Annotated in this window: 18 protein-coding genes; 11 read left to right on the forward strand and 7 right to left on the reverse strand. The window is 67.6% G+C overall.

Annotation, left to right across the window (positions count from 1 at the left end):
- The first annotated feature begins 121 nt into the window (after positions 1 to 121).
- Entirely contained in the window at positions 122 to 367 is a 246-nt protein-coding gene (locus CAL26_RS08270; RefSeq protein WP_094846431.1) for a KGG domain-containing protein, read from the forward strand.
- A 123-nt stretch (positions 368 to 490) separates the two neighbouring features.
- Here CAL26_RS08270 and CAL26_RS08275 read toward each other — a convergent pair whose 3' ends face one another.
- The gene (locus CAL26_RS08275; RefSeq protein ID WP_094846432.1) at positions 491 to 805 is read right to left on the reverse strand and encodes a hypothetical protein; all 315 of its coding nucleotides are present in this window, start codon (positions 803 to 805) and stop codon (positions 491 to 493) included.
- A 325-nt stretch (positions 806 to 1130) separates the two neighbouring features.
- Here CAL26_RS08275 and CAL26_RS08280 point away from each other — a divergent pair, with 325 nt between their 5' ends.
- The 3 genes from CAL26_RS08280 (at position 1131) to CAL26_RS08290 (ending at position 2738) form a co-directional block, all read left to right on the forward strand.
- Positions 1131 to 1556 carry an organic hydroperoxide resistance protein gene (locus CAL26_RS08280; RefSeq protein ID WP_086064135.1) on the forward strand — a complete coding sequence of 142 codons (426 nt, stop codon included), beginning with the start codon at positions 1131 to 1133 and terminating at the stop codon, positions 1554 to 1556.
- 76 nt (positions 1557 to 1632) lie between these two features.
- Positions 1633 to 2097 (forward strand): MarR family winged helix-turn-helix transcriptional regulator, encoded by a 465-nt coding sequence (locus tag CAL26_RS08285; RefSeq protein ID WP_094846990.1) that lies wholly within the window; start codon positions 1633 to 1635, stop codon positions 2095 to 2097.
- On the forward strand, positions 2088 to 2738 hold the full coding sequence (locus tag CAL26_RS08290) for a GntR family transcriptional regulator (RefSeq protein WP_094846433.1): 651 nt from the start codon (positions 2088 to 2090) through the stop codon (positions 2736 to 2738). Before CAL26_RS08285 ends, CAL26_RS08290 begins: the two co-directional genes overlap by 10 nt.
- Positions 2739 to 2807: 69 nt before the next feature.
- On the opposite strand, the gene CAL26_RS08295 is transcribed toward CAL26_RS08290, so the two are convergent.
- Both CAL26_RS08295 and CAL26_RS08300 read right to left on the reverse strand, forming a co-directional pair.
- A complete protein-coding gene (locus CAL26_RS08295) occupies positions 2808 to 3632 on the reverse strand; it encodes an amidohydrolase family protein (RefSeq protein WP_094846434.1) in 825 nt (274 codons plus the stop codon).
- Positions 3633 to 3727: 95 nt separating this feature from the next.
- Positions 3728 to 4714 carry a Bug family tripartite tricarboxylate transporter substrate binding protein gene (locus CAL26_RS08300; RefSeq protein WP_094846435.1) on the reverse strand — a complete coding sequence of 329 codons (987 nt, stop codon included), beginning with the start codon at positions 4712 to 4714 and terminating at the stop codon, positions 3728 to 3730.
- 352 nt (positions 4715 to 5066) lie between these two features.
- Between CAL26_RS08300 and CAL26_RS08305 the strand changes: the two genes are divergently transcribed.
- Positions 5067 to 6659 (forward strand): aldehyde dehydrogenase (NADP(+)), encoded by a 1593-nt coding sequence (locus CAL26_RS08305; protein WP_256988204.1) that lies wholly within the window; start codon positions 5067 to 5069, stop codon positions 6657 to 6659.
- A 51-nt stretch (positions 6660 to 6710) separates the two neighbouring features.
- On the opposite strand, the gene CAL26_RS08310 is transcribed toward CAL26_RS08305, so the two are convergent.
- The 4 genes from CAL26_RS08310 to CAL26_RS08325 form a co-directional block, all read right to left on the reverse strand.
- A complete protein-coding gene (locus tag CAL26_RS08310) occupies positions 6711 to 8369 on the reverse strand; it encodes an ABC transporter substrate-binding protein (RefSeq protein WP_094846436.1) in 1659 nt (552 codons plus the stop codon).
- A gap of 99 nt (positions 8370 to 8468) precedes the next feature.
- A complete protein-coding gene (rpmG, locus tag CAL26_RS08315) occupies positions 8469 to 8639 on the reverse strand; it encodes a 50S ribosomal protein L33 (protein WP_066634348.1) in 171 nt (56 codons plus the stop codon).
- A gap of 35 nt (positions 8640 to 8674) precedes the next feature.
- Positions 8675 to 8911, reverse strand: coding sequence for a 50S ribosomal protein L28 (gene rpmB, locus CAL26_RS08320; protein ID WP_086064140.1), 237 nt, complete (start codon positions 8909 to 8911; stop codon positions 8675 to 8677).
- Between the two features lie 366 nt (positions 8912 to 9277).
- Positions 9278 to 10501, reverse strand: a complete 1224-nt coding sequence (locus CAL26_RS08325) for a Bcr/CflA family multidrug efflux MFS transporter (RefSeq protein ID WP_444876508.1) — start codon at positions 10499 to 10501, stop codon at positions 9278 to 9280.
- Between the two features lie 134 nt (positions 10502 to 10635).
- On the opposite strand from CAL26_RS08325, the gene CAL26_RS08330 reads away from it, so the two are divergent.
- The 6 genes from CAL26_RS08330 (at position 10636) to CAL26_RS08355 (ending at position 16677) form a co-directional block, all read left to right on the forward strand.
- Positions 10636 to 11901, forward strand: coding sequence for a class I SAM-dependent methyltransferase (locus tag CAL26_RS08330; RefSeq protein WP_094846437.1), 1266 nt, complete (start codon positions 10636 to 10638; stop codon positions 11899 to 11901).
- A gap of 138 nt (positions 11902 to 12039) precedes the next feature.
- Positions 12040 to 12414: a tautomerase family protein gene (locus CAL26_RS08335; protein ID WP_094846438.1), complete on the forward strand. Its 375-nt coding sequence runs from the start codon at positions 12040 to 12042 to the stop codon at positions 12412 to 12414.
- A gap of 71 nt (positions 12415 to 12485) precedes the next feature.
- On the forward strand, positions 12486 to 13667 hold the full coding sequence (gene bktB, locus CAL26_RS08340; protein ID WP_094846439.1) for a beta-ketothiolase BktB: 1182 nt from the start codon (positions 12486 to 12488) through the stop codon (positions 13665 to 13667).
- 8 nt (positions 13668 to 13675) lie between these two features.
- A complete protein-coding gene (locus CAL26_RS08345) occupies positions 13676 to 14446 on the forward strand; it encodes a spermidine synthase (RefSeq protein WP_094846440.1) in 771 nt (256 codons plus the stop codon).
- Positions 14447 to 14576: 130 nt separating this feature from the next.
- Entirely contained in the window at positions 14577 to 15386 is an 810-nt protein-coding gene (locus CAL26_RS08350; RefSeq protein WP_256988206.1) for a GntR family transcriptional regulator, read from the forward strand.
- Positions 15334 to 16677, forward strand: coding sequence for a malonyl-CoA decarboxylase domain-containing protein (locus tag CAL26_RS08355; protein ID WP_179283294.1), 1344 nt, complete (start codon positions 15334 to 15336; stop codon positions 16675 to 16677). Before CAL26_RS08350 ends, CAL26_RS08355 begins: the two co-directional genes overlap by 53 nt.
- The last annotated feature ends 13 nt before the right edge of the window (positions 16678 to 16690 follow it).

Below are 16690 nucleotides of genomic sequence, written 5' to 3' on the forward strand. Positions count from 1 at the left end.
ATTGACGGCGCGGCGGCCTTGGAGGGGCCATCGCGGCGGATGTCGTCTCGTTCGTCCCAGCGGGCATGCGTATTGCAGCCCGTGGGGCTCGTGAACCACTACCACCGACAAGAGGTTCGATATGACCGACAGCCAAGACCAGAAACCCCCACGCAAGCCACGCGGTTTCGCCGCGATGGGGCCTGAATTCCAACGCGAGATCGCGGCGCAGGGCGGCCGCGCGGCGCACCGCCTGGGCAAGGCCCATCGCTTCACGTCGCAGGAAGCGCGGGCCGCCGCCACCAAACGGCACGCCGCGCGGCGATCGCAGCCGGCGGCGTCACCGGAGTCGTCTCCCGCGACGGCTGAACAACCCAAGGATCGTTGAAGATCCTGTCCGCCGCGGGCCGCGAGGCCCGGGGCGCCGAACGCCGGCCCTCCGGGCTAGGCGGCCCGGACCGTATTAAAGCCGGTTTCCCGAGCGAGGCAGACGCCCGAGGGCGCTCGCGGTTCAAGGAATGGGCAACTTCAGGACCTGTGTGTCGGGATCGGCTTCGAAGCCGGTGATGGCGAATTCCCGTGCTTCCATGAAGCCGTCCGCATGAAAGCGCACGTGCGTGGGCACCCAGGAGAAATCCGCCAGCGCGGCGACGTCCGCGCCGCTGACCAGCAGGTAACCCGGCGCGGTCCCGTCGTCGCGCGACGGCGGGATGTCGCTGGGCGCCTGCCACGATACGGAAACGCAAGGCACGTCGGCGTGACATTCCGGCTGGCCCGGGTTGGCGCGGGAAATGAAGGTGATTGCGCGGGTGTTCCATTTTTCCATGGCCGTATCCATGCAGGACGCCCGACAGGCGGGCAATGCAGCGGGGACGGCAATCGGCGTACCCGCCGACGCTGCGGGGCTCCCGCGGGAATGCACTGGGCCCTGGCGCGGACGCGGTTGGCTGCAACCACATCGGTCCGGGCTTTTGAAAATAAATCGCTTGCAATTAAATAGTGCACGATTTAATATTCTTTCCAGGCGCTGATGCGCCGATGATGCAAGCGCAAGACCTCAGATCAAGACCCCAGGGCAAGACCCGAGGAATACCCCAAACCCCACGGCCCGCCGTCTTCCGGCTCGGCCGACCACCCGTAAGGAGTTCGCCATGTCCATCGAAAAAGTCCTGTACCGTGCCCAAGCCACCGCCAACGGAGGCCGCGACGGCCGCGCCCGTTCGTCCGACGGCGTGCTCGACATCCAGCTCAGCACCCCGCGCGAACTGGGCGGCGCCGGCGGCCCCGGCACCAATCCCGAACAGCTGTTCGCCGCCGGCTATTCGGCCTGCTTCCTGGGCGCGCTGAAGTTCGTGGCGGGCAAGGAAAAAGTGACGCTGCCGGCTGAAACCAGCATCACGGGCTCCGTCGGTATCGGCGCCATCCCCACCGGCTTCGGTATCGAAGTGGAATTGAAGATCTCCATCCCGGGGCTGGATCCCGCCCAGGCCCGCCAACTGGTCGACAAGGCCCACATCGTTTGCCCGTACTCGAACGCGACGCGCGGCAACATCGACGTGACCCTGACCATCGTTTAAGCGTCCCGGCCGTGCCGGCCGCCCCGCGGGGCGGCCGGACTGGCCTGTGGATCGCGCACGATTTAATATGTCCGCCATGTCACATTCTGCGTCTACGCGGGGCGATGCCGCCTTGCTGCTGGAAAACCAGCTTTGCTTCGCGCTGTACTCCACCAGCCTGGCCATGAGCAAGGTTTACCGCAAACTGCTGGCCCAGCTGGACCTGACCTATCCCCAGTATCTGGTGATGCTGGTGCTGTGGGAGCAGGATGGACTGACGGTTTCGGCGATCGGCGAAAGGCTGTTCCTGGACAGCGCGACGCTGACCCCCTTGCTGAAACGGCTGGAAGCCGCCGGCCTGGTCCAACGTGTCCGCGCCGAGCGCGACGAACGCCAGGTCATCGTGTCGCTGACCGAGCAGGGACGGCAATTGAAGGCGAAGGCCCGTGCCGTGCCTCCCGGCGTGGCGGGCGCGGCGCGTTGCAGCGCGGCCGAGGCCGGCGCGATGATCAAGCGGCTGGATACCCTGCGCGCGGCACTGCAGGAAGCCACATGCCCATAGCCAAGCAGAATACCCAGGCCAACCTGGCCTATCAGGAGCTGAAAAAGCGCATTTTGATGGGATTTTTCGGCGCCAGCGACCGCCTGCGTGAAATCGAGGTGGCCGAGCTGTTGAACATGGGCCGCACGCCCGTGCGCGAAGCGCTCAAGCGCCTGGAAGACGAAGGCCTGCTGACCCACGAGCCGCGCCGCGGATTGGTGGTGACGTCGCTGGACCAGCAATCGGTCACCGAGCTCTATGCCATGCGCGAACTGCTGGAAGGCGGCGCCGCCCGCTTCGCGGCCAAGCACGCGAGCGAAGCGGAAATCGACAATATGGCGCACATCCTGGAAGAAGGGCGGCAGGGCGGCGACCCGGTGGAGGCGAACCTGGCCTTCCATCAATCCATCTACGGCGCCGCGCACAACAAGTTCCTGATCCGCGCATTGCGGTCGCTGACCGATTCCACCTATCTGCTGGGGCGCAGCACGCTCGAAATGGCGGGACGTCCCGAAGTCGCGCATGGCGAGCATCGCGCCATCTACGAAGCCATCCGCGACGGCGATCCGGCGCGCGCCGAACAGGCCGCGCGCGAACATATCCGCAACGCCTTGCTGGAGCGGCTGAAAATATTGCGGGCGAAACAGGCGCCAGGCGACTGAGCGCCTGGCCGGCCGCGCCTCGCCGGCCGCGCCTCGCCGGCCGCGCCTGGCCGGCCGCGCCTGGCCGGGTCAGGCGTACAGCGCTGGCGGATTTTCCCGCAGGATGCGCTGTAAATCCGCGTCGCTGACCGAATCCTGCAGCAAGCCCAGCAGATCGCCGTAAGGCATGGGCTCGCCGTGCGCCGGATCGAAGAACCAGGTGTGCGGCCAGTCCGATGCCCAGACGATCCGCTCCGGATACCGGCGCGCCAGCTCGCGCAACAGCTCGCCGAAATGCTCGGCCCACGTCGCCACGGGATAGCCGTAGCGGTAGAAGCCCGACGCTTTCAGCCACACGCGGCCCGTATCCAGCAGCCGGAAGACGGCTTCGCGTATCGCCGCGTATTCCGGGCCGCTCGCCGCGCCGCCCAGGTGGTCCACGACCACGTCCGGGCCACCCTCCTGGCGGATCGCTTCGTACACGGCCGCCAGGCTTTCCGGCGCGACGAAGAATTGCGCATGCCACCCGGCGGCGCGCAGGCGCGGCGCGAGCCGCGCATAGCCGGTGAAGCCGTTGCCGCTGCCGGAAACGGCATTGAAGCGTACGCCGCGCGCGCCACGTTCCCGCAGCGCCAGCAGTTCGGCTTCGGTCGTTTCGTCCGGCACCACGAGTACGCCGCGTGCGCGGCCCTGGGATTCGTCCAGCGTATCCAGCAGCAGGCTGTTGTCCATCCCGTACACGCTGGGCTGGATCAGGACGAAGCGTTCGATGCCGTGCGGCGCGCCGACGGCGGACATGTCCCGCCAGGTCCGCACGGGCGGCGTGTAGTGCGACCCGGGCATCAAAGGGCGACGCGTCGCGTCGTCGAAGACATGGGTGTGGCAATCCCAGGCGGGCAGGGTGGCGGGAGACATGCGGCTAGGCTCCGTGCGGCGATGATGGAAGGTAGTGTCGATGGAGGACCCGATGAACCGTCATAAGACCATCGGGCCCCGGCAACCGGCCGGCGTCAGTCCAGGCGCACCCCGGTTTCCTTGATGATTTCCTGATAGCGTCCGCGTTCGGCCGCGAGGAACTGGGTGAACTGCTCGACGCTGTTCTGCTTGACCACCGCGCCTTCGGCCTCCAGCCGTTCCTTGGTCTGCGGGTCCATGATGATGGCGTTGACCTCGGTATTCAGCTTCTGGATCACGTCCACCGGCGTGCCCTTGGGCGCGAACAGGCCGCCCCACAGGCTGAACGAAAAGCCCGGCAGCCCCGACTCCGCCACCGTGGGCACCTTGGGCAGCGCCGGCGAGCGTTCCAGCGTGGAGACGGCGATAGGCTTCAGCGTGCCGCTCTTGAAGTGCGGCAGCACGCCCGGCGCGCCCGAAAAGAACATGTCGACGTGGTTTCCGAGCAGGTCGCTCAGCGCCGCGCCGCCGCCTTTGTAGGGCACGTGGGTCAGCTTGGCGCCGGTCTTGGAGGCCAGCGCCGCGGCCGCCAGGTGGCCCGGCGTGCCGGTGCCCGAGGACGCGTAGTTGTAGCCTTGCGCGCGCTGCTTGCTCTGGGCGACCATTTCCTGGACCGTGTTGAAGGGCGCCGACGGATGCGCCGACAACACCAGGGGAGAGTCGCCGACCAGCACCACGGGCAGCAGGTTTTCCGGTTTGTAGTTCAGCGTCGTCGACAGCAGCGGCGTGACGATGATCTCGCCGGTCTGCCCCAGCAGCAGGACACTGCCGTCGGCCGGCGCGTCCGACACGTAGCGCGCGCCGATCGCGCCGCTGGCGCCCGGGCGGTTTTCCACGATGAAGGTCTGGCCCAGGCGGGTGGTCAATTTTTCCGCGATCAGGCGGGCGAACACGTCGCCCGAGCCGCCGGGGGCGTACGGCACGATGATGCGTACGGTCTTGTCCGGATAGGCGGCCTGAGCGCCCGCAAGCAGCCCGAAGGCCGCGGCGGCGCAAACGGTGGCGGCCAACAGGCGGCGCCTGGCGGAGTGGAATGGCTTCATCGAGTGTCTCCTGCAGTGGCCGCATGCGGCCGTCAAAGGGTGAAATCTTTGGTCGGACTAGCGGAGGCGGCGGGCGCCGCCACGCCGGCGTTCATACGCGGTCTGGTTTTTATATATTTTTGCATACATAAATATGTAGAACAAACAGAGTGCTGTGGTGCCGCGCGGTGCCGCGGCGCTTTCGGCGTGCGCCGCTCCCGACCCCGCCTACCACCCGGGCATCCGGCGTGGAGAAAAACGTTAGCGGTATCATTTCCGGTTGGCGCTGGCCTGGCTGGCGCGCATCTGCGCCGGCCCGCCCACAGGGAGGGGATCGCGCCATGACGGCCCGGATAATCATAGGAGAGAGATCGTGAGCAGCCCTACCACCGCCATTACCGGCGAGATCCTGATCGGCCAGCGCGCCGTCGACAATGGCCAGCGCACGCTGAATGCGGTGAACCCCGCGACCGGCGAGACCCTGGCGCCCAGTTTCGCGATGGCGGGAGCTGCCGAGGTCGACGAGGCCTGCGCCCTGGCCTGGGAAGCCTTCGACGCCTATCGCGAAACCTCGCTGGACGACCGTGCCCGCTTCCTGGAAGCCATCGGCGAGCAGATCATGCAGTTGGGCCAGCCGCTGGTCGATCGCGCGGTCGCTGAAACCGCGCTGCCGGCGGCCCGCATCGAGGGCGAGCGCGCACGCACGGTGGGGCAGTTGCGCCTGTTCGCGCAGGTCGTCCGGGCGGGCGAATTCCTGGACGTGCGGGTGGATCCCGCCATGCCGGATCGCCAGCCGCTGCCGCGTCCGGATCTGCGCCTGCGCAATATCGCGCTGGGGCCGGTCGCCGTGTTCGGCGCCAGCAATTTCCCCCTGGCATTTTCCGTGGCGGGCGGCGATACCGCGGCCGCGCTGGCGGCGGGCTGCCCGGTGGTGGTGAAGGGGCATCCCGCGCATCCCGGCACGGGCGAACTGGTGGGCCGCGCCATCCAGGCAGCCGCGCGCGAATGCGGCATGCCGGAAGGCGTTTTTTCGCTGCTGCTGGGCGGCATCGAGACGGGCGCGGCGCTGGTGCGCGACGAGCGCATCAAGGCGGTGGGCTTCACGGGCTCGCGCGCCGGCGGCCTGGCGCTGGTAGACGCGGCGTCCAAGCGCCGCGAGCCGATTCCGGTCTTCGCCGAAATGAGCAGCATCAATCCGGTGTTCCTGTTCCCGGCCGCCCTGGCGGCGCGCGCGGAAGAGCTGGGCAAGGCATTTGTCGCCTCGCTGACGATGGGTTCCGGCCAGTTCTGCACCAACCCCGGCATCGTCGTCGCGCTGGAAAGCCCGGACCTGGATCGTTTCCTGAAGGCGGCCGACGCCGCCTTGTCCGCGCATGTGCCGTCGGCGATGCTGACGCCCGGTATCCACGGCGCCTACGAGAAAGGCGTGAAGGCGCTGGAAAGCGCCGAAGGTGTCAAGGTGTGCGGGCGGGGCGGTGCCGGCGAAGGCCCGAATCGCGGCCGTGCGGCGCTGTTTTCCACCAGCATCAGCAATTTCCTCGAACAGGAATCGTTGCAGCAGGAGGTGTTCGGTTCGTCCAGCATGGTGGTGCGCTGCAAGTCGGTGGACGACATGCGCGACATCGCCGAACACATCGAAGGCCAGTTGACGGTGACGCTGCATCTGGACGAAGCGGACTACGCGCTGGCGCGCGGCCTGGTGCCGGTGCTGGAGCGCAAGGCGGGCCGCATACTGGCCAATGGCTGGCCCACGGGTGTGGAAGTGGCGCATGCCATGGTGCACGGCGGGCCTTTCCCGGCGACGTCGGACAGCCGCTTTACGTCGGTGGGCACGCTGGCGATCCGGCGTTTCCTGCGCCCGGTCAGCTATCAGGCGCTGCCGGCGCAACTGTTGCCGGAAGCCTTGCGTCCGGAAAACCTGGAACGCCTTCCGCGTCTGGAGGACGGCAAGCGCCTGCTGCCGTAATCGCCTCTGGCGTCACGGTCCGTACGCCGGGAATGCGCGGCTAATGGCCGGTTAATGCGCGGCCTGGCCGCGCGGGTCGACCTGGTCCGGCCAATCTCCCATCAACGGAGCCTGTGTCGTCACACCCGGCTGTGCGGCCTTCACCGGGCCGTCCGTGCCGGCATGTCCGGTGGCGGGTTGCGTCACGGCGGCCGCCGGCGGCGCGGTTCCTGGCCGCGCCGCACGCAGCCGCGAGGTCAGGCCGGTATCGGGTCGCGCGACGGGCCTGCTCGGCGCCGCCGTCGAGCGCGCGCCGTTCTGCCCATCGGGCGCGTTGCCGGGCTGTGCGGCGGCGCCCGCCGTGGCCGAACTGCCCGGCGCGGCTGAACCCTGCGCGCTTGCCGCATTGCCGGGCCCATCGGCAGGTCCCGGCGCCCGTGCCGTCTGCGCCCGCAGCCGCCTGATCTGCTCGTCCAGGGGCTGCAGCCGCGCGCCGGTGGCGTAGACGAAGCGATCCATGGTCACGCGCCCGTCGGCGTGTCCGGTATAGCCCAGATAGATGCCCAGCGTGGACTGATGGTCCAGGTTGCGGTATTCGATGGCGCCGAAAGGCGTCGGCACTTGCAGCCGCGGAAAGGCCGCCGCCACGGCTTCGCGATCGGCCAATCCCGCGCGCTTCAGTGCTTCGCTGATGGAGCGCAGGGCGGTGTAGCCCAGCACGGCCGCCATGCCGGGCGCTTCGCCGAAACGATCGCGATAGGCTTGCACGAAGGCCTGGTTTTCCGGTGTATCGATCGCGTCGCGCGGATAGCCCGTGGTGATCCAGCCATCGGGGATGGCAGCGCCCAGCGTCTCGTCCAGCAGGCCCAGGTTTTCGGGATCGCCCATGAACGGCGCGACCACCCCCACGCCGTCGAATAGATGCGCCGCCGTGCCCGCGCGCAGCAGCGCGGCGAGTTGCTCGCCCGTCAGCAGGTTGAAGATCGCCTCCGGCCTGGCCGCGCTCAATGCCGCGGCGGCGGCCACCGCGTCGAATTTCCCCGCCGGCACCGCGATCTCGTCGACGAACTCGGTCCTGGACTGGAAGGTCTTGATCAGGCCCTTGAAGGCGTCCGCCGTGGCCCGGTCGGATTCGGTGTCCTGATAGACCAGGGCCCAGCGCAGCTTGCGCAGGCCCAATGCTTTCGGTGCGACGGCGGCGGCCTGCATCCATGCGCCCGGCCGCAGGCGGAAGGTATAGCGGTTGCCGTCCTGCCAGGTCAGGCGCTGGCTCAAGGGGGCGACGGCCAGGTAGGGCACCTTCGCCGTATCGGCATAACGGGAAAGCGCCAGGCCGACTTCCGACGAATAGCCGCCGAACAGCGCCACGACGCCATCCTTGTCGACCAGCGCCTGGGCCGCCTGCACGGCTTCATCGGGATTGCCGCGGTCATCGCGCGAGCGGACCTCCAGCTTGCGTCCCAGCACGCCGCCATCGGCATTGGCCTGTTCCAGCGCGAGCGTCCAGCCGCGGCGGTAGTCTTCCGAAAATCCGGGCAGGGCCTTGTACGTGTTGATTTCCCCGATGCGCAGGGCCGGCGGCGGCGGGGTGGGGCGCGCCGGCTTGGCGGAAGGGGCGGCAGCGGCGGGCTGTGCCGCGATCGCCATCGCCACCGCGACCGCTACCGCGTATTCCAGCCACAGCCGGCACAGGATCGCCCACACGTCGGACCAACGAAAAAAAGCCGACATCGCTGTCGGCTTCTTTGCGTGGAAACCCGGTGTCGCTCGCATGTGCGCTGATCGTCGCGAGAGCGGCGGGGCGGTGGGCGCGAGCGTCCGGCGGCTCGATTACTTGAGCTTGGTTTCCTTGTAGTCCACGTGCTTGCGCGCGACCGGATCAAATTTCTTGATCAGCATCTTTTCCGGCGTCGTGCGCTTGTTCTTGGTGGTGGTGTAGAAATGTCCCGTGCCGGCGGTCGACTCGAGCTTGATCTTTTCGCGGGTGCCTTTGGCTGCCATGTCGTACTCCTGGGTAGTCTGGGGGCGGGGATGGCTTAGATCGATTCGCCGCGGGCGCGCAGTTCGGCCAGAACGGCGTCGATGCCCTTCTTATCGATCGTGCGCAGCGCCTTGGTGCTGACGCGCAGCGTGATCCAGCGGTTTTCGCTTTCGACGAAGAAACGGCGCGACTGCAGATTGGGCAGGAAGCGGCGCTTGGTCTTGTTGTTGGCGTGGGAAACGTTGTTGCCCACCATCGGGCGCTTGCCCGTCACTTGGCATACGCGTGCCATAAATGCACCTCAATAAATTCAATGCTTGCCGCGTATGGCTGGAGACGGGAGCTTAGCCGCCGGACCCCTTTGTGTTGCCTGTGCAGGGTTGCCGGCCATCCCGTATTTCAAGGATGTCGGGCCTTTGGAAACAGCAGAAACCGCAGCTGCTGCGAGACCGGCCCGAGTGCTTGTGCCCGCCGCCCCTTTCCGTCGCGGTATCGGCATCATCGCCAGGCAGTCTGCCCGGTGTTTGCCGGGTGTTTGCATGATGTTGCCGGATACCGCTGCTACGCGTCCGCGGGGTGGAAGTGCCGGCTACAAAGCATAGTAGCGGCACGGGTAAATTCGTAAGCCAGCGATTATACTACGAAAAAGTGTTGAGCATCAAGCCCCCTTGTCGGACGGCGTGGCGAGCGCCGGCCCCGTGCGGGCGACACGTCCGGCCAGCCAGGACAGGCAGGCGCATGCGGCCAGGACGCCGGTCAGCGGCAGGGGCGTGTCGTCCTGCCACAGGCTCACGCACAGGCCGGCCAGGGCGCCGCAGGAAAGCTGCAGGGTACCCAGCAGCGCCGATGCCGCGCCCAGCCGCTTGCCCTGCTCGGCCAGCGCCAGCGCCGCGGAATTCGGATTCACGAAGCCCTGGCTGGTCATGTAGCCGATCAGGCAGACCATCAGCAGCGGCAGCGTCATCCAGCCGGCCAGCGTCAGCCCCGCGCCGGCCAGGCTGGCCACGGCCAGCGTCACCAGGGCACGGCGCTGCAGGGTCTGGGGCGTCAGCCGCCGCAGCAGGCGCGCGCTGATTTGCGATCCGCCGATCAGGCCGATGGCGTTCAAGCCGAACAGCAGGCCGTAGTGCTGCGGATCGACACCGTACAGTTCGATGAAGACGCGCGGCGAGCCGATGATGTACGCGAACATGCCGGCCTGTCCCAACCCACCCGCCAGGCTGTGCGCCATGAACTTGCGATGTCGCAGCAGTTCGCCGTAGTTGCGCGCGATGGTGCGCCAGTGCAGCGGCACCACGCGTTCGGGCGGCAGCGACTCCTTCATCTTGAACAGCATGGCGGCCATCAGCGCGACGCCCGCGGCCAGCATCAGGCCGAAGATGCCGCGCCAGCCTGTCAGCAGCAGCAACTGCCCGCCCACCAGCGGCGCGAGGATCGGCGCCAGGCCCATGATCAGCATCAGCAGCGACAGCGCGCGCGCCGCCTCCTGGGTGTCGTAATGGTCGCGGATCACCGCGCGTGGGATCACGACGCCGGCCGCGCCGCCCAGCGCCTGCACCGCGCGCCACGCCGTCAGGCTTTCGATGTCGACGGCCAGCGCGCACCCCAACGAGCCGATGATGTACAGCGAAAGGCCCACGAGCAGCGGCGGCTTTCTTCCATACCGGTCCGCCAGCGGCCCATAGAAAATCTGCGCCGCCGACAGGCCGACCAGGTAGGCCGCCATGGTGCGTTCCACGTCGCCCTGGCCGACATTCAGTCCCTGCGCGATGGCGGGAAAAGCGGGCAGGTAGAGATCGATGGAGAACGGTCCGATGGCGGTCAGCGCGCCCATCAGGAGCAACCATCCGGGCAAGCCGCGCGTGGGCAGTGAAGGGGACATCGATTGACGTTTGCCTGAATGGCGGAGGCGTGGAAGGGCTATTCGTCCCGAAAATGTAACATGTGGGGTTGCGGTTCAAATCGGAAACAAATTCCGATAAAGTCCGCAGGTTATTTCTTGCGAGGTTGACTGTCGTGAATCCTGTGTTGTCTGCGGTGGGTCGCAAACTGGAATCCGTTTCGATCCCGGTTCAACTGGAAATGCCGGACGGCACCAAAGTCGGTGCGTCGAACCCCAAGGTCAAGTTCGTCGCGCGCAGCAAGGTCGCGCTGGCGCACCTGGCGGCGGGCGAAGTCGGCGTCCTGGCCCAGGACTACGTGGAAGGCCTGGTGGACATACAGGGCAATATGCATGACGTGATGCGTGCGGCCGCCGAACTGCTGCCGAATTCGCCGGTGCAGGCCGAACGCACGACCTGGCTGCAGGGCCTGATGCGCCGCATGGTGTCGGTGCAGCGCCATTCCATCGAGCGCGACGCCAAGCAGATCGAATTCCATTACGACCTTTCCGACGACTTCTATGCGCTGTGGCAGGACCCGCGCCGCGTCTACTCCTGCGCCTACTACCGCACGCCCGACATGACGCTGGCGCAGGCGCAGGAAGCCAAGCTGGACCATATCTGCCGCAAGCTGCGATTGGCCCCGGGCGAGCGTTACCTGGACGTGGGCGCCGGTTGGGGCGGCCTGCTGCTGTGGGCGGCGGAAAACTACGGTGTCGACGCCACCGGCATTACCCTGTCGCGCAACCAGCATGCGCATGTGAACCGGTTGATCCAGGAAAAAGGCCTGCAGGGCCGCGTCCGCATGGAGCTGCTGGATTACCGCAAGCTCGACGAGAGCAAGCCTTACGACAAGGTCTCGTCGGTGGGCATGTTCGAGCACGTCGGCCGCGCCCAGCTGCCCGATTACTTCGCCAAGCTGCGCCGCCTGGTGCGGCCCGGCGGCCTGATCATGAATCACGGCATCACGGCCGGCGGCGTCCATAACGCCCAGTTGGGCAGCGGCATGGGCGACTTCATCGAAAAATACATTTTCCCCGGCGGCGAGCTGACCCACATCAGCAATGTGCTGGCGGCGATGGCCGAAGGCGGGCTGGAAGCGACGGACGTCGAGAACCTGCGTCCGCATTATGCGCGCACGCTGTGGGCGTGGAGCGACAGCCTGGAAGCGCAACTGGACGCCGCCAGCCGTATCCTGTCCGGCGAACAGGGCGCGAAGTCGCTGCGCGCCTATCGCCTGTACCTGGCGGGCTGCGCCATGGCGTTCGAACATGGCTGGATCGCCCTGCACCAGGTATTGGGACAAAGGCTGGCTACAGGTCGTGCCGATGAGCTCGATCATCCGGCCGATCTGGCCTATCCCTGGCGCCGCGATTATATGTACGCGGGTACGCCGGCCTGAAGGCGTCGCGCTAGCCGCCGCGCGCAACCGTATTACCATAGCGAGGTGCGTCCGTCGCGACGCCCCTCGCGGCTCGCGCCATCGCGGAACGCCGCCCACGGGCGGCGTTTTACTTCCACATCGACATCGCGGAATCCCATGCCCGTACTCCATGTCCATATCCTGTCCGGCTGGTCGGCCGACCGGAAATCAGCGCTGCTGGAATCGGCCACGCAGGCGGTCGTCGACAGCCTGGGCGCGCCGCTGCGCAGCGTGCGTATCATGCTGCATGAGATCGCGCCGGAGCACATCATCGTCGGCGGCCAGGTCGGCAAACAGTCGGTGGTGTATCACGTGCACCTGATCAACGGCCGCACCGAAGACCAGAAGAGCGCGCTGTACCAGGCCTTGAACCGCGCCGCGTGCGAATCGCTGGGCGTGTCGGGCGACGACGTGCGCGTGCTGATGGACGATATACCGAATACCGATATGGGCATGGCCAACGGCGTCAGCGCCAAGGCGGCGGGACGTTAGAGCCTCGAAGTCCGGGCACCATGGCTGCGCATGCGGCCTTGCCGGAGACCAGCGTTTACAGGAGAGCCATCATGAAAGAAGTCATCATTGCCGCCGGCGCGCGTACCGCGGTGGGCACCTTCGGCGGCGCGCTCAAGGATGTGCCGCCCATCGACCTGGCCAGCACGGCGATCCGCGAGGCGCTGGCGCGAGCGGGTGTCGATGGCGCGGAAGTCGGCCACGTCGCCGTGGGTCACGTCATCAATACCGAACCGCGCGATATGTACCTGTCGCGCGTGGCCGCGCTGAATGCGGGCATCGGCAAGGAAACGCCTGCCTTCAACGTCAACCGCCTGTGCGGTTCCGGCCTGCAGGCCATTGTGTCCGCCGCGCAGTCGGTGATGCTGGGCGATACCGAGATCGCCGTCGGCGGGGGCGCGGAGAACATGAGCCGAGGTCCGTATATTTCGCCTGCGCAGCGCTGGGGCTCGCGCATGGGCGACGCCACGATGCTCGACATGATGGTGGGCGCGCTGACGGATCCCTTCCAGCGCATCCACATGGGCGTCACGGCCGAAAACGTCGCCGCCAGATACGAGATCAGCCGCGCCGACCAGGATGCCCTGGCGGTCGAGTCGCACCGCCGCGCCGCCGCCGCCATCGACGCCGGCTACTTCAAGGAACAGATCGTTCCGGTAGTCATCAAGACCCGCAAGGGCGATGTGACCTTCGAGGTCGACGAACACGTGCGGCGCGACGTCGCCGTCGATACCATGGGCAAGCTCAAGCCGGTGTTCCAGAAGGAAAACGGCACCGTCACCGCCGGCAATGCCAGCGGCATCAACGATGGCGCCGCGGCCGTGGTCCTGATGAGCGCGGACGTCGCCGACAAGCGTGGCGTGCAGCCGCTGGCCCGGCTGGTGGCGTACGGCCATGCGGGCGTGGACCCCGCCTACATGGGCATCGGGCCCGTGCCGGCGTCGCAGGCCGCGCTGAAGCGCGCCGGCCTGACGGTCGACCAACTGGACGTCATCGAATCGAACGAAGCCTTCGCCGCGCAGGCCTGCGCGGTGACGCGCCAACTGGGCCTGGATCCCGCCAAGGTGAACCCCAACGGCAGCGGTATCGCGCTGGGGCATCCCATCGGCGCGACCGGGGCCATCATCACCGTCAAGGCCCTGTACGAACTGCAGCGCGTGCGGGGCCGCTATGCGCTGGTCACCATGTGCATCGGCGGCGGGCAGGGCATCGCCGCGATTTTCGAGCGTATCTGAAGGAACCCATGCCGCCACGTCCCGCGCCGTCCGCCCAGGATATCCCCACGCTTTCCGAGTCGGACGGCGTCCGCTATCTGCATTTCGACAGTCCCTGGATCCAGGGGGCGATGCGCATCGCGGATCCGGCCGAACTGGTGCTGGAATACACCGCGCAGATGATGGCCTGGCTGCTGTTCATGGAGCCGCCGAAGGACGGCGCCATCGGGCTCCTGGGCCTGGGCGCCGGATCGCTGGCGCGCTTCTGCGTGAAGCGGACCCGCGGCAGCGTGGTGGCGGTGGAGTGGAATCCTCGCGTGACGGCGATCTGCCATGCCTTCTTCCGCCTGCCCGGGCCGCCGCGCCTGACAGTGGAAGAAGCCGACGCCGGCGCTTGGGTGGCCGAGCCCGAACACGCCGGCCGCTGTCCGATCCTGATGGTAGACCTGTACGACGCGCATGCGCGCGGGCCGGTGCGCGATTCCGTGCGCTTCTACCGCGACTGCCGGCGCGTGCTGGGCGACACCGGCGTGCTGGCGGTCAACCTGTTCGGCGAGCACGAAAGCTTCCCGCGCAACATCGAAAACCTGTACGCGGCCTTCGATGGCAGGCTGGCGCTGCTGCCGGAGATCGATGCGGGGAATCGTATCGTGCTGGCTTTTTCCGGGCCGCCCATCGACATCCCCGTCGAAGCGCTGCTGGACCGCGCCGCGGTGGTCGAATCCGCCTATGGGCTGCCGGCGCGCCGCTGGGCGCGCGCGCTGGCGGGACAGGCGCGCGAGGGCCGGCTCGTCTACTGAACGGGCGCGTTCCGCCAAAAGAATGCCTTGCGGCCCCGCCCGGCCGATGCAAGAATAAGCCAGCCATAATTATGAATTATGTGAGGTGCGGCCGCCTCGCGCCGTCCTTCACCCGGGCCCGGATATCGCCATGGATTTCGATACCGCTCTAGGAACGCCGCAGCCCATCGTCCGCCAGGCCATGTACCTGGAAGCCGCGGAACGCCTGCGTGAAATGATCCGTTCGCGCGCCCTGGGGGCGGGCGAATGGGTGGACGAACTGCGGGTCGCGGCCCAGTTGGGCATCTCGCGCACGCCCCTGCGCGAGGCGCTCAAGCTGCTGGCCAGCGAAGGCCTGGTGCGCCTCGAGCCGCGCCGGGGCTGTTTCGTCAACGAGCTGTCCATGCGCGACCTGGACGACATCTTTCCCCTGATGGCGATGCTGGAAGGCCGTTGCGCCCACGAAGCCGCGCGCAAGGCCGGCCCGGAGGACGTGCGCCGCCTGTCCGCGCTGCATGACACGCTTCGCGACCACGCCGCGGCCGGACGCATCGACGCCTATTACGAAGCCAACTACGTCATCCACGAGGCCATCCAGGCCCTGGCCGACAATCGCTGGCTGTCCGACACCATCGGCAATCTGCGCAAGGTGCTGAGCCTGTCGCGCCATAAGAGCCTGACGCTGCCCGGCCGCATGGACGAGTCCTGTGCCGAGCACATGGCCATCCTGGCGGCCATCCGCGACCACGATCCGGAACGCGCGGAAGCCGTGGCGCGAAAACACCTGCTGCGTCAGCTCGACGCCCTGCACGCCCTGGAGCAGGGCGTGGCCGATGCCCCCGCGCAATCCCCATCCGACAAGGCGGCGCCCGGCGCGGCTGCCGCCCCCACCGTCAAGGAGCCCGTTCATGACCGTTCCCGAACCGCTCGTTCCCGCGCGCGCGGCGCGCTCGCTGGCTAAAACCGTGGCGCATCGCGAAGTCACCGTCGCGCCGCCTGCCGCCGACGCGGAGCCCGGCAAGCCATCCGCCGAAGCCGGACTGATGGCGCGCCTGGGCAAGCTGTGGGAGCGGGATCCTTTCCGCGACCCGGCGGCGCTGCGGCCCCTGTTCGGCGCGCGCCTGACGGACGTCGCGGCGAACCGGCTGGCCCATGCCTGGTGCCAGGCCTATACCGCCGCCGACGGCAAGTTGCGCCGGGCCATGCTGGGCCTGCTGGCGACCGCCGGCGCGGCGCAGGAACAGCCCGACGACGCCGCCGGCCGCCTGTTCCGGCGGTTCAACAACCAGCCCGACGGCCTGCGTTTCCTGGTCGATCTGCGCGCCGACATGTTGCGCTGGCGCAAGCAGGTGGCGGGGCTGCAGGCGCTGGACAAGGCGCTGGAAGGCCTGCTGTCCGCCTGGTTCGACGTCGGCCTGCTGGAGCTGCGGCGGCTGACCTGGGATTCTCCCGCGTCCCTGCTGGAAAAGCTGATCGTGTACGAAGCCGTGCACGAAATCCAGTCCTGGGACGACCTGAAGCATCGCGTCGCGGAAGACCGCCGCTGCTATGCCTTCTTCCATCCGCAGATGCGCGACGTGCCGCTGATTTTCGTGGAAGTCGCCTTCGCGCCGCAGATGGCCGACGACGTGCAGACGCTGCTGGACACGACGCAGCCGCCGCAGAACCTGGACAAGGCGCGCTGGGCGATCTTCTATTCCATCTCGAATACCCAGCCCGGCCTGCGCGGCATCAGCTTCGGCAACTTCCTGCTCAAGCGGGTGATCGACCAGCTGCTGGAGGAACTGCCCAAGCTGAAATCCTTCGCCACCTTGTCGCCGATACCCGGTTTCGCCGATTGGCTGGGCAAGCTCAACGCGGACGAGGTGGAAGAAATCGTGCGCGATAAAAGCCGCGAACGCGCGCGCCGCGGCGTGCCCGACGGCGCCCGCTGGCTGGCGCGCCTGCGCAAGGCCGCCACGGCGCGCGGCGCCAACGAGGTCGTGCGGCGCGCGGGGATGAAGCTGGCCGCCGCCTACCTGCAATCCGTGAAGAACGGCGCCCCGCTGGATCCGGTGGCCCGTTTCCACCTGGGCAACGGCGCCCGCATCGAACGCATCAACTGGGGCGCCGACCGTTCGCCCAAGGGCCTGGCGCAATCGGCCGCCTTGATGGTCAACTACCTGTATGAGCTGGACGAGCTCGACGGCAACCTGAGCCGGCTGAACGCCGGCAAGCCGGCCGTCAGCCGTTCCATCACGCGCATGGGGTAAAAACGCCTTTTGG

The sequence above is a fragment of the Bordetella genomosp. 9 genome (assembly GCF_002261425.1).
Classification (GTDB): domain Bacteria; phylum Pseudomonadota; class Gammaproteobacteria; order Burkholderiales; family Burkholderiaceae_B; genus Bordetella_C.

Excerpts from the sequence above, each read along its gene's own strand:
- CAL26_RS08350 (WP_256988206.1), top strand. The coding sequence starts at position 14,577 with ATGGATTTCGATACCGCTCTAGGAACGCCGCAGCCCATCGTCCGCCAG.
- CAL26_RS08345 (WP_094846440.1), top strand. The coding sequence starts at position 13,676 with ATGCCGCCACGTCCCGCGCCGTCCGCCCAGGATATCCCCACGCTTTCC.
- CAL26_RS08335 (WP_094846438.1), top strand. The coding sequence starts at position 12,040 with ATGCCCGTACTCCATGTCCATATCCTGTCCGGCTGGTCGGCCGACCGG.
- CAL26_RS08270 (WP_094846431.1), top strand. The coding sequence starts at position 122 with ATGACCGACAGCCAAGACCAGAAACCCCCACGCAAGCCACGCGGTTTC.
- CAL26_RS08290 (WP_094846433.1), top strand. The coding sequence starts at position 2,088 with ATGCCCATAGCCAAGCAGAATACCCAGGCCAACCTGGCCTATCAGGAG.
- rpmB (WP_086064140.1), bottom strand. The coding sequence starts at position 8,911 with ATGGCACGCGTATGCCAAGTGACGGGCAAGCGCCCGATGGTGGGCAAC.
- rpmG (WP_066634348.1), bottom strand. The coding sequence starts at position 8,639 with ATGGCAGCCAAAGGCACCCGCGAAAAGATCAAGCTCGAGTCGACCGCC.
- CAL26_RS08275 (WP_094846432.1), bottom strand. The coding sequence starts at position 805 with ATGGAAAAATGGAACACCCGCGCAATCACCTTCATTTCCCGCGCCAAC.
- bktB (WP_094846439.1), top strand. The coding sequence starts at position 12,486 with ATGAAAGAAGTCATCATTGCCGCCGGCGCGCGTACCGCGGTGGGCACC.
- CAL26_RS08280 (WP_086064135.1), top strand. The coding sequence starts at position 1,131 with ATGTCCATCGAAAAAGTCCTGTACCGTGCCCAAGCCACCGCCAACGGA.
- CAL26_RS08355 (WP_179283294.1), top strand. The coding sequence starts at position 15,334 with ATGACCGTTCCCGAACCGCTCGTTCCCGCGCGCGCGGCGCGCTCGCTG.
- CAL26_RS08310 (WP_094846436.1), bottom strand. The coding sequence starts at position 8,369 with ATGTCGGCTTTTTTTCGTTGGTCCGACGTGTGGGCGATCCTGTGCCGG.
- CAL26_RS08325 (WP_444876508.1), bottom strand. The coding sequence starts at position 10,501 with ATGTCCCCTTCACTGCCCACGCGCGGCTTGCCCGGATGGTTGCTCCTG.
- CAL26_RS08295 (WP_094846434.1), bottom strand. The coding sequence starts at position 3,632 with ATGTCTCCCGCCACCCTGCCCGCCTGGGATTGCCACACCCATGTCTTC.
- CAL26_RS08300 (WP_094846435.1), bottom strand. The coding sequence starts at position 4,714 with ATGAAGCCATTCCACTCCGCCAGGCGCCGCCTGTTGGCCGCCACCGTT.
- CAL26_RS08285 (WP_094846990.1), top strand. The coding sequence starts at position 1,633 with ATGTCACATTCTGCGTCTACGCGGGGCGATGCCGCCTTGCTGCTGGAA.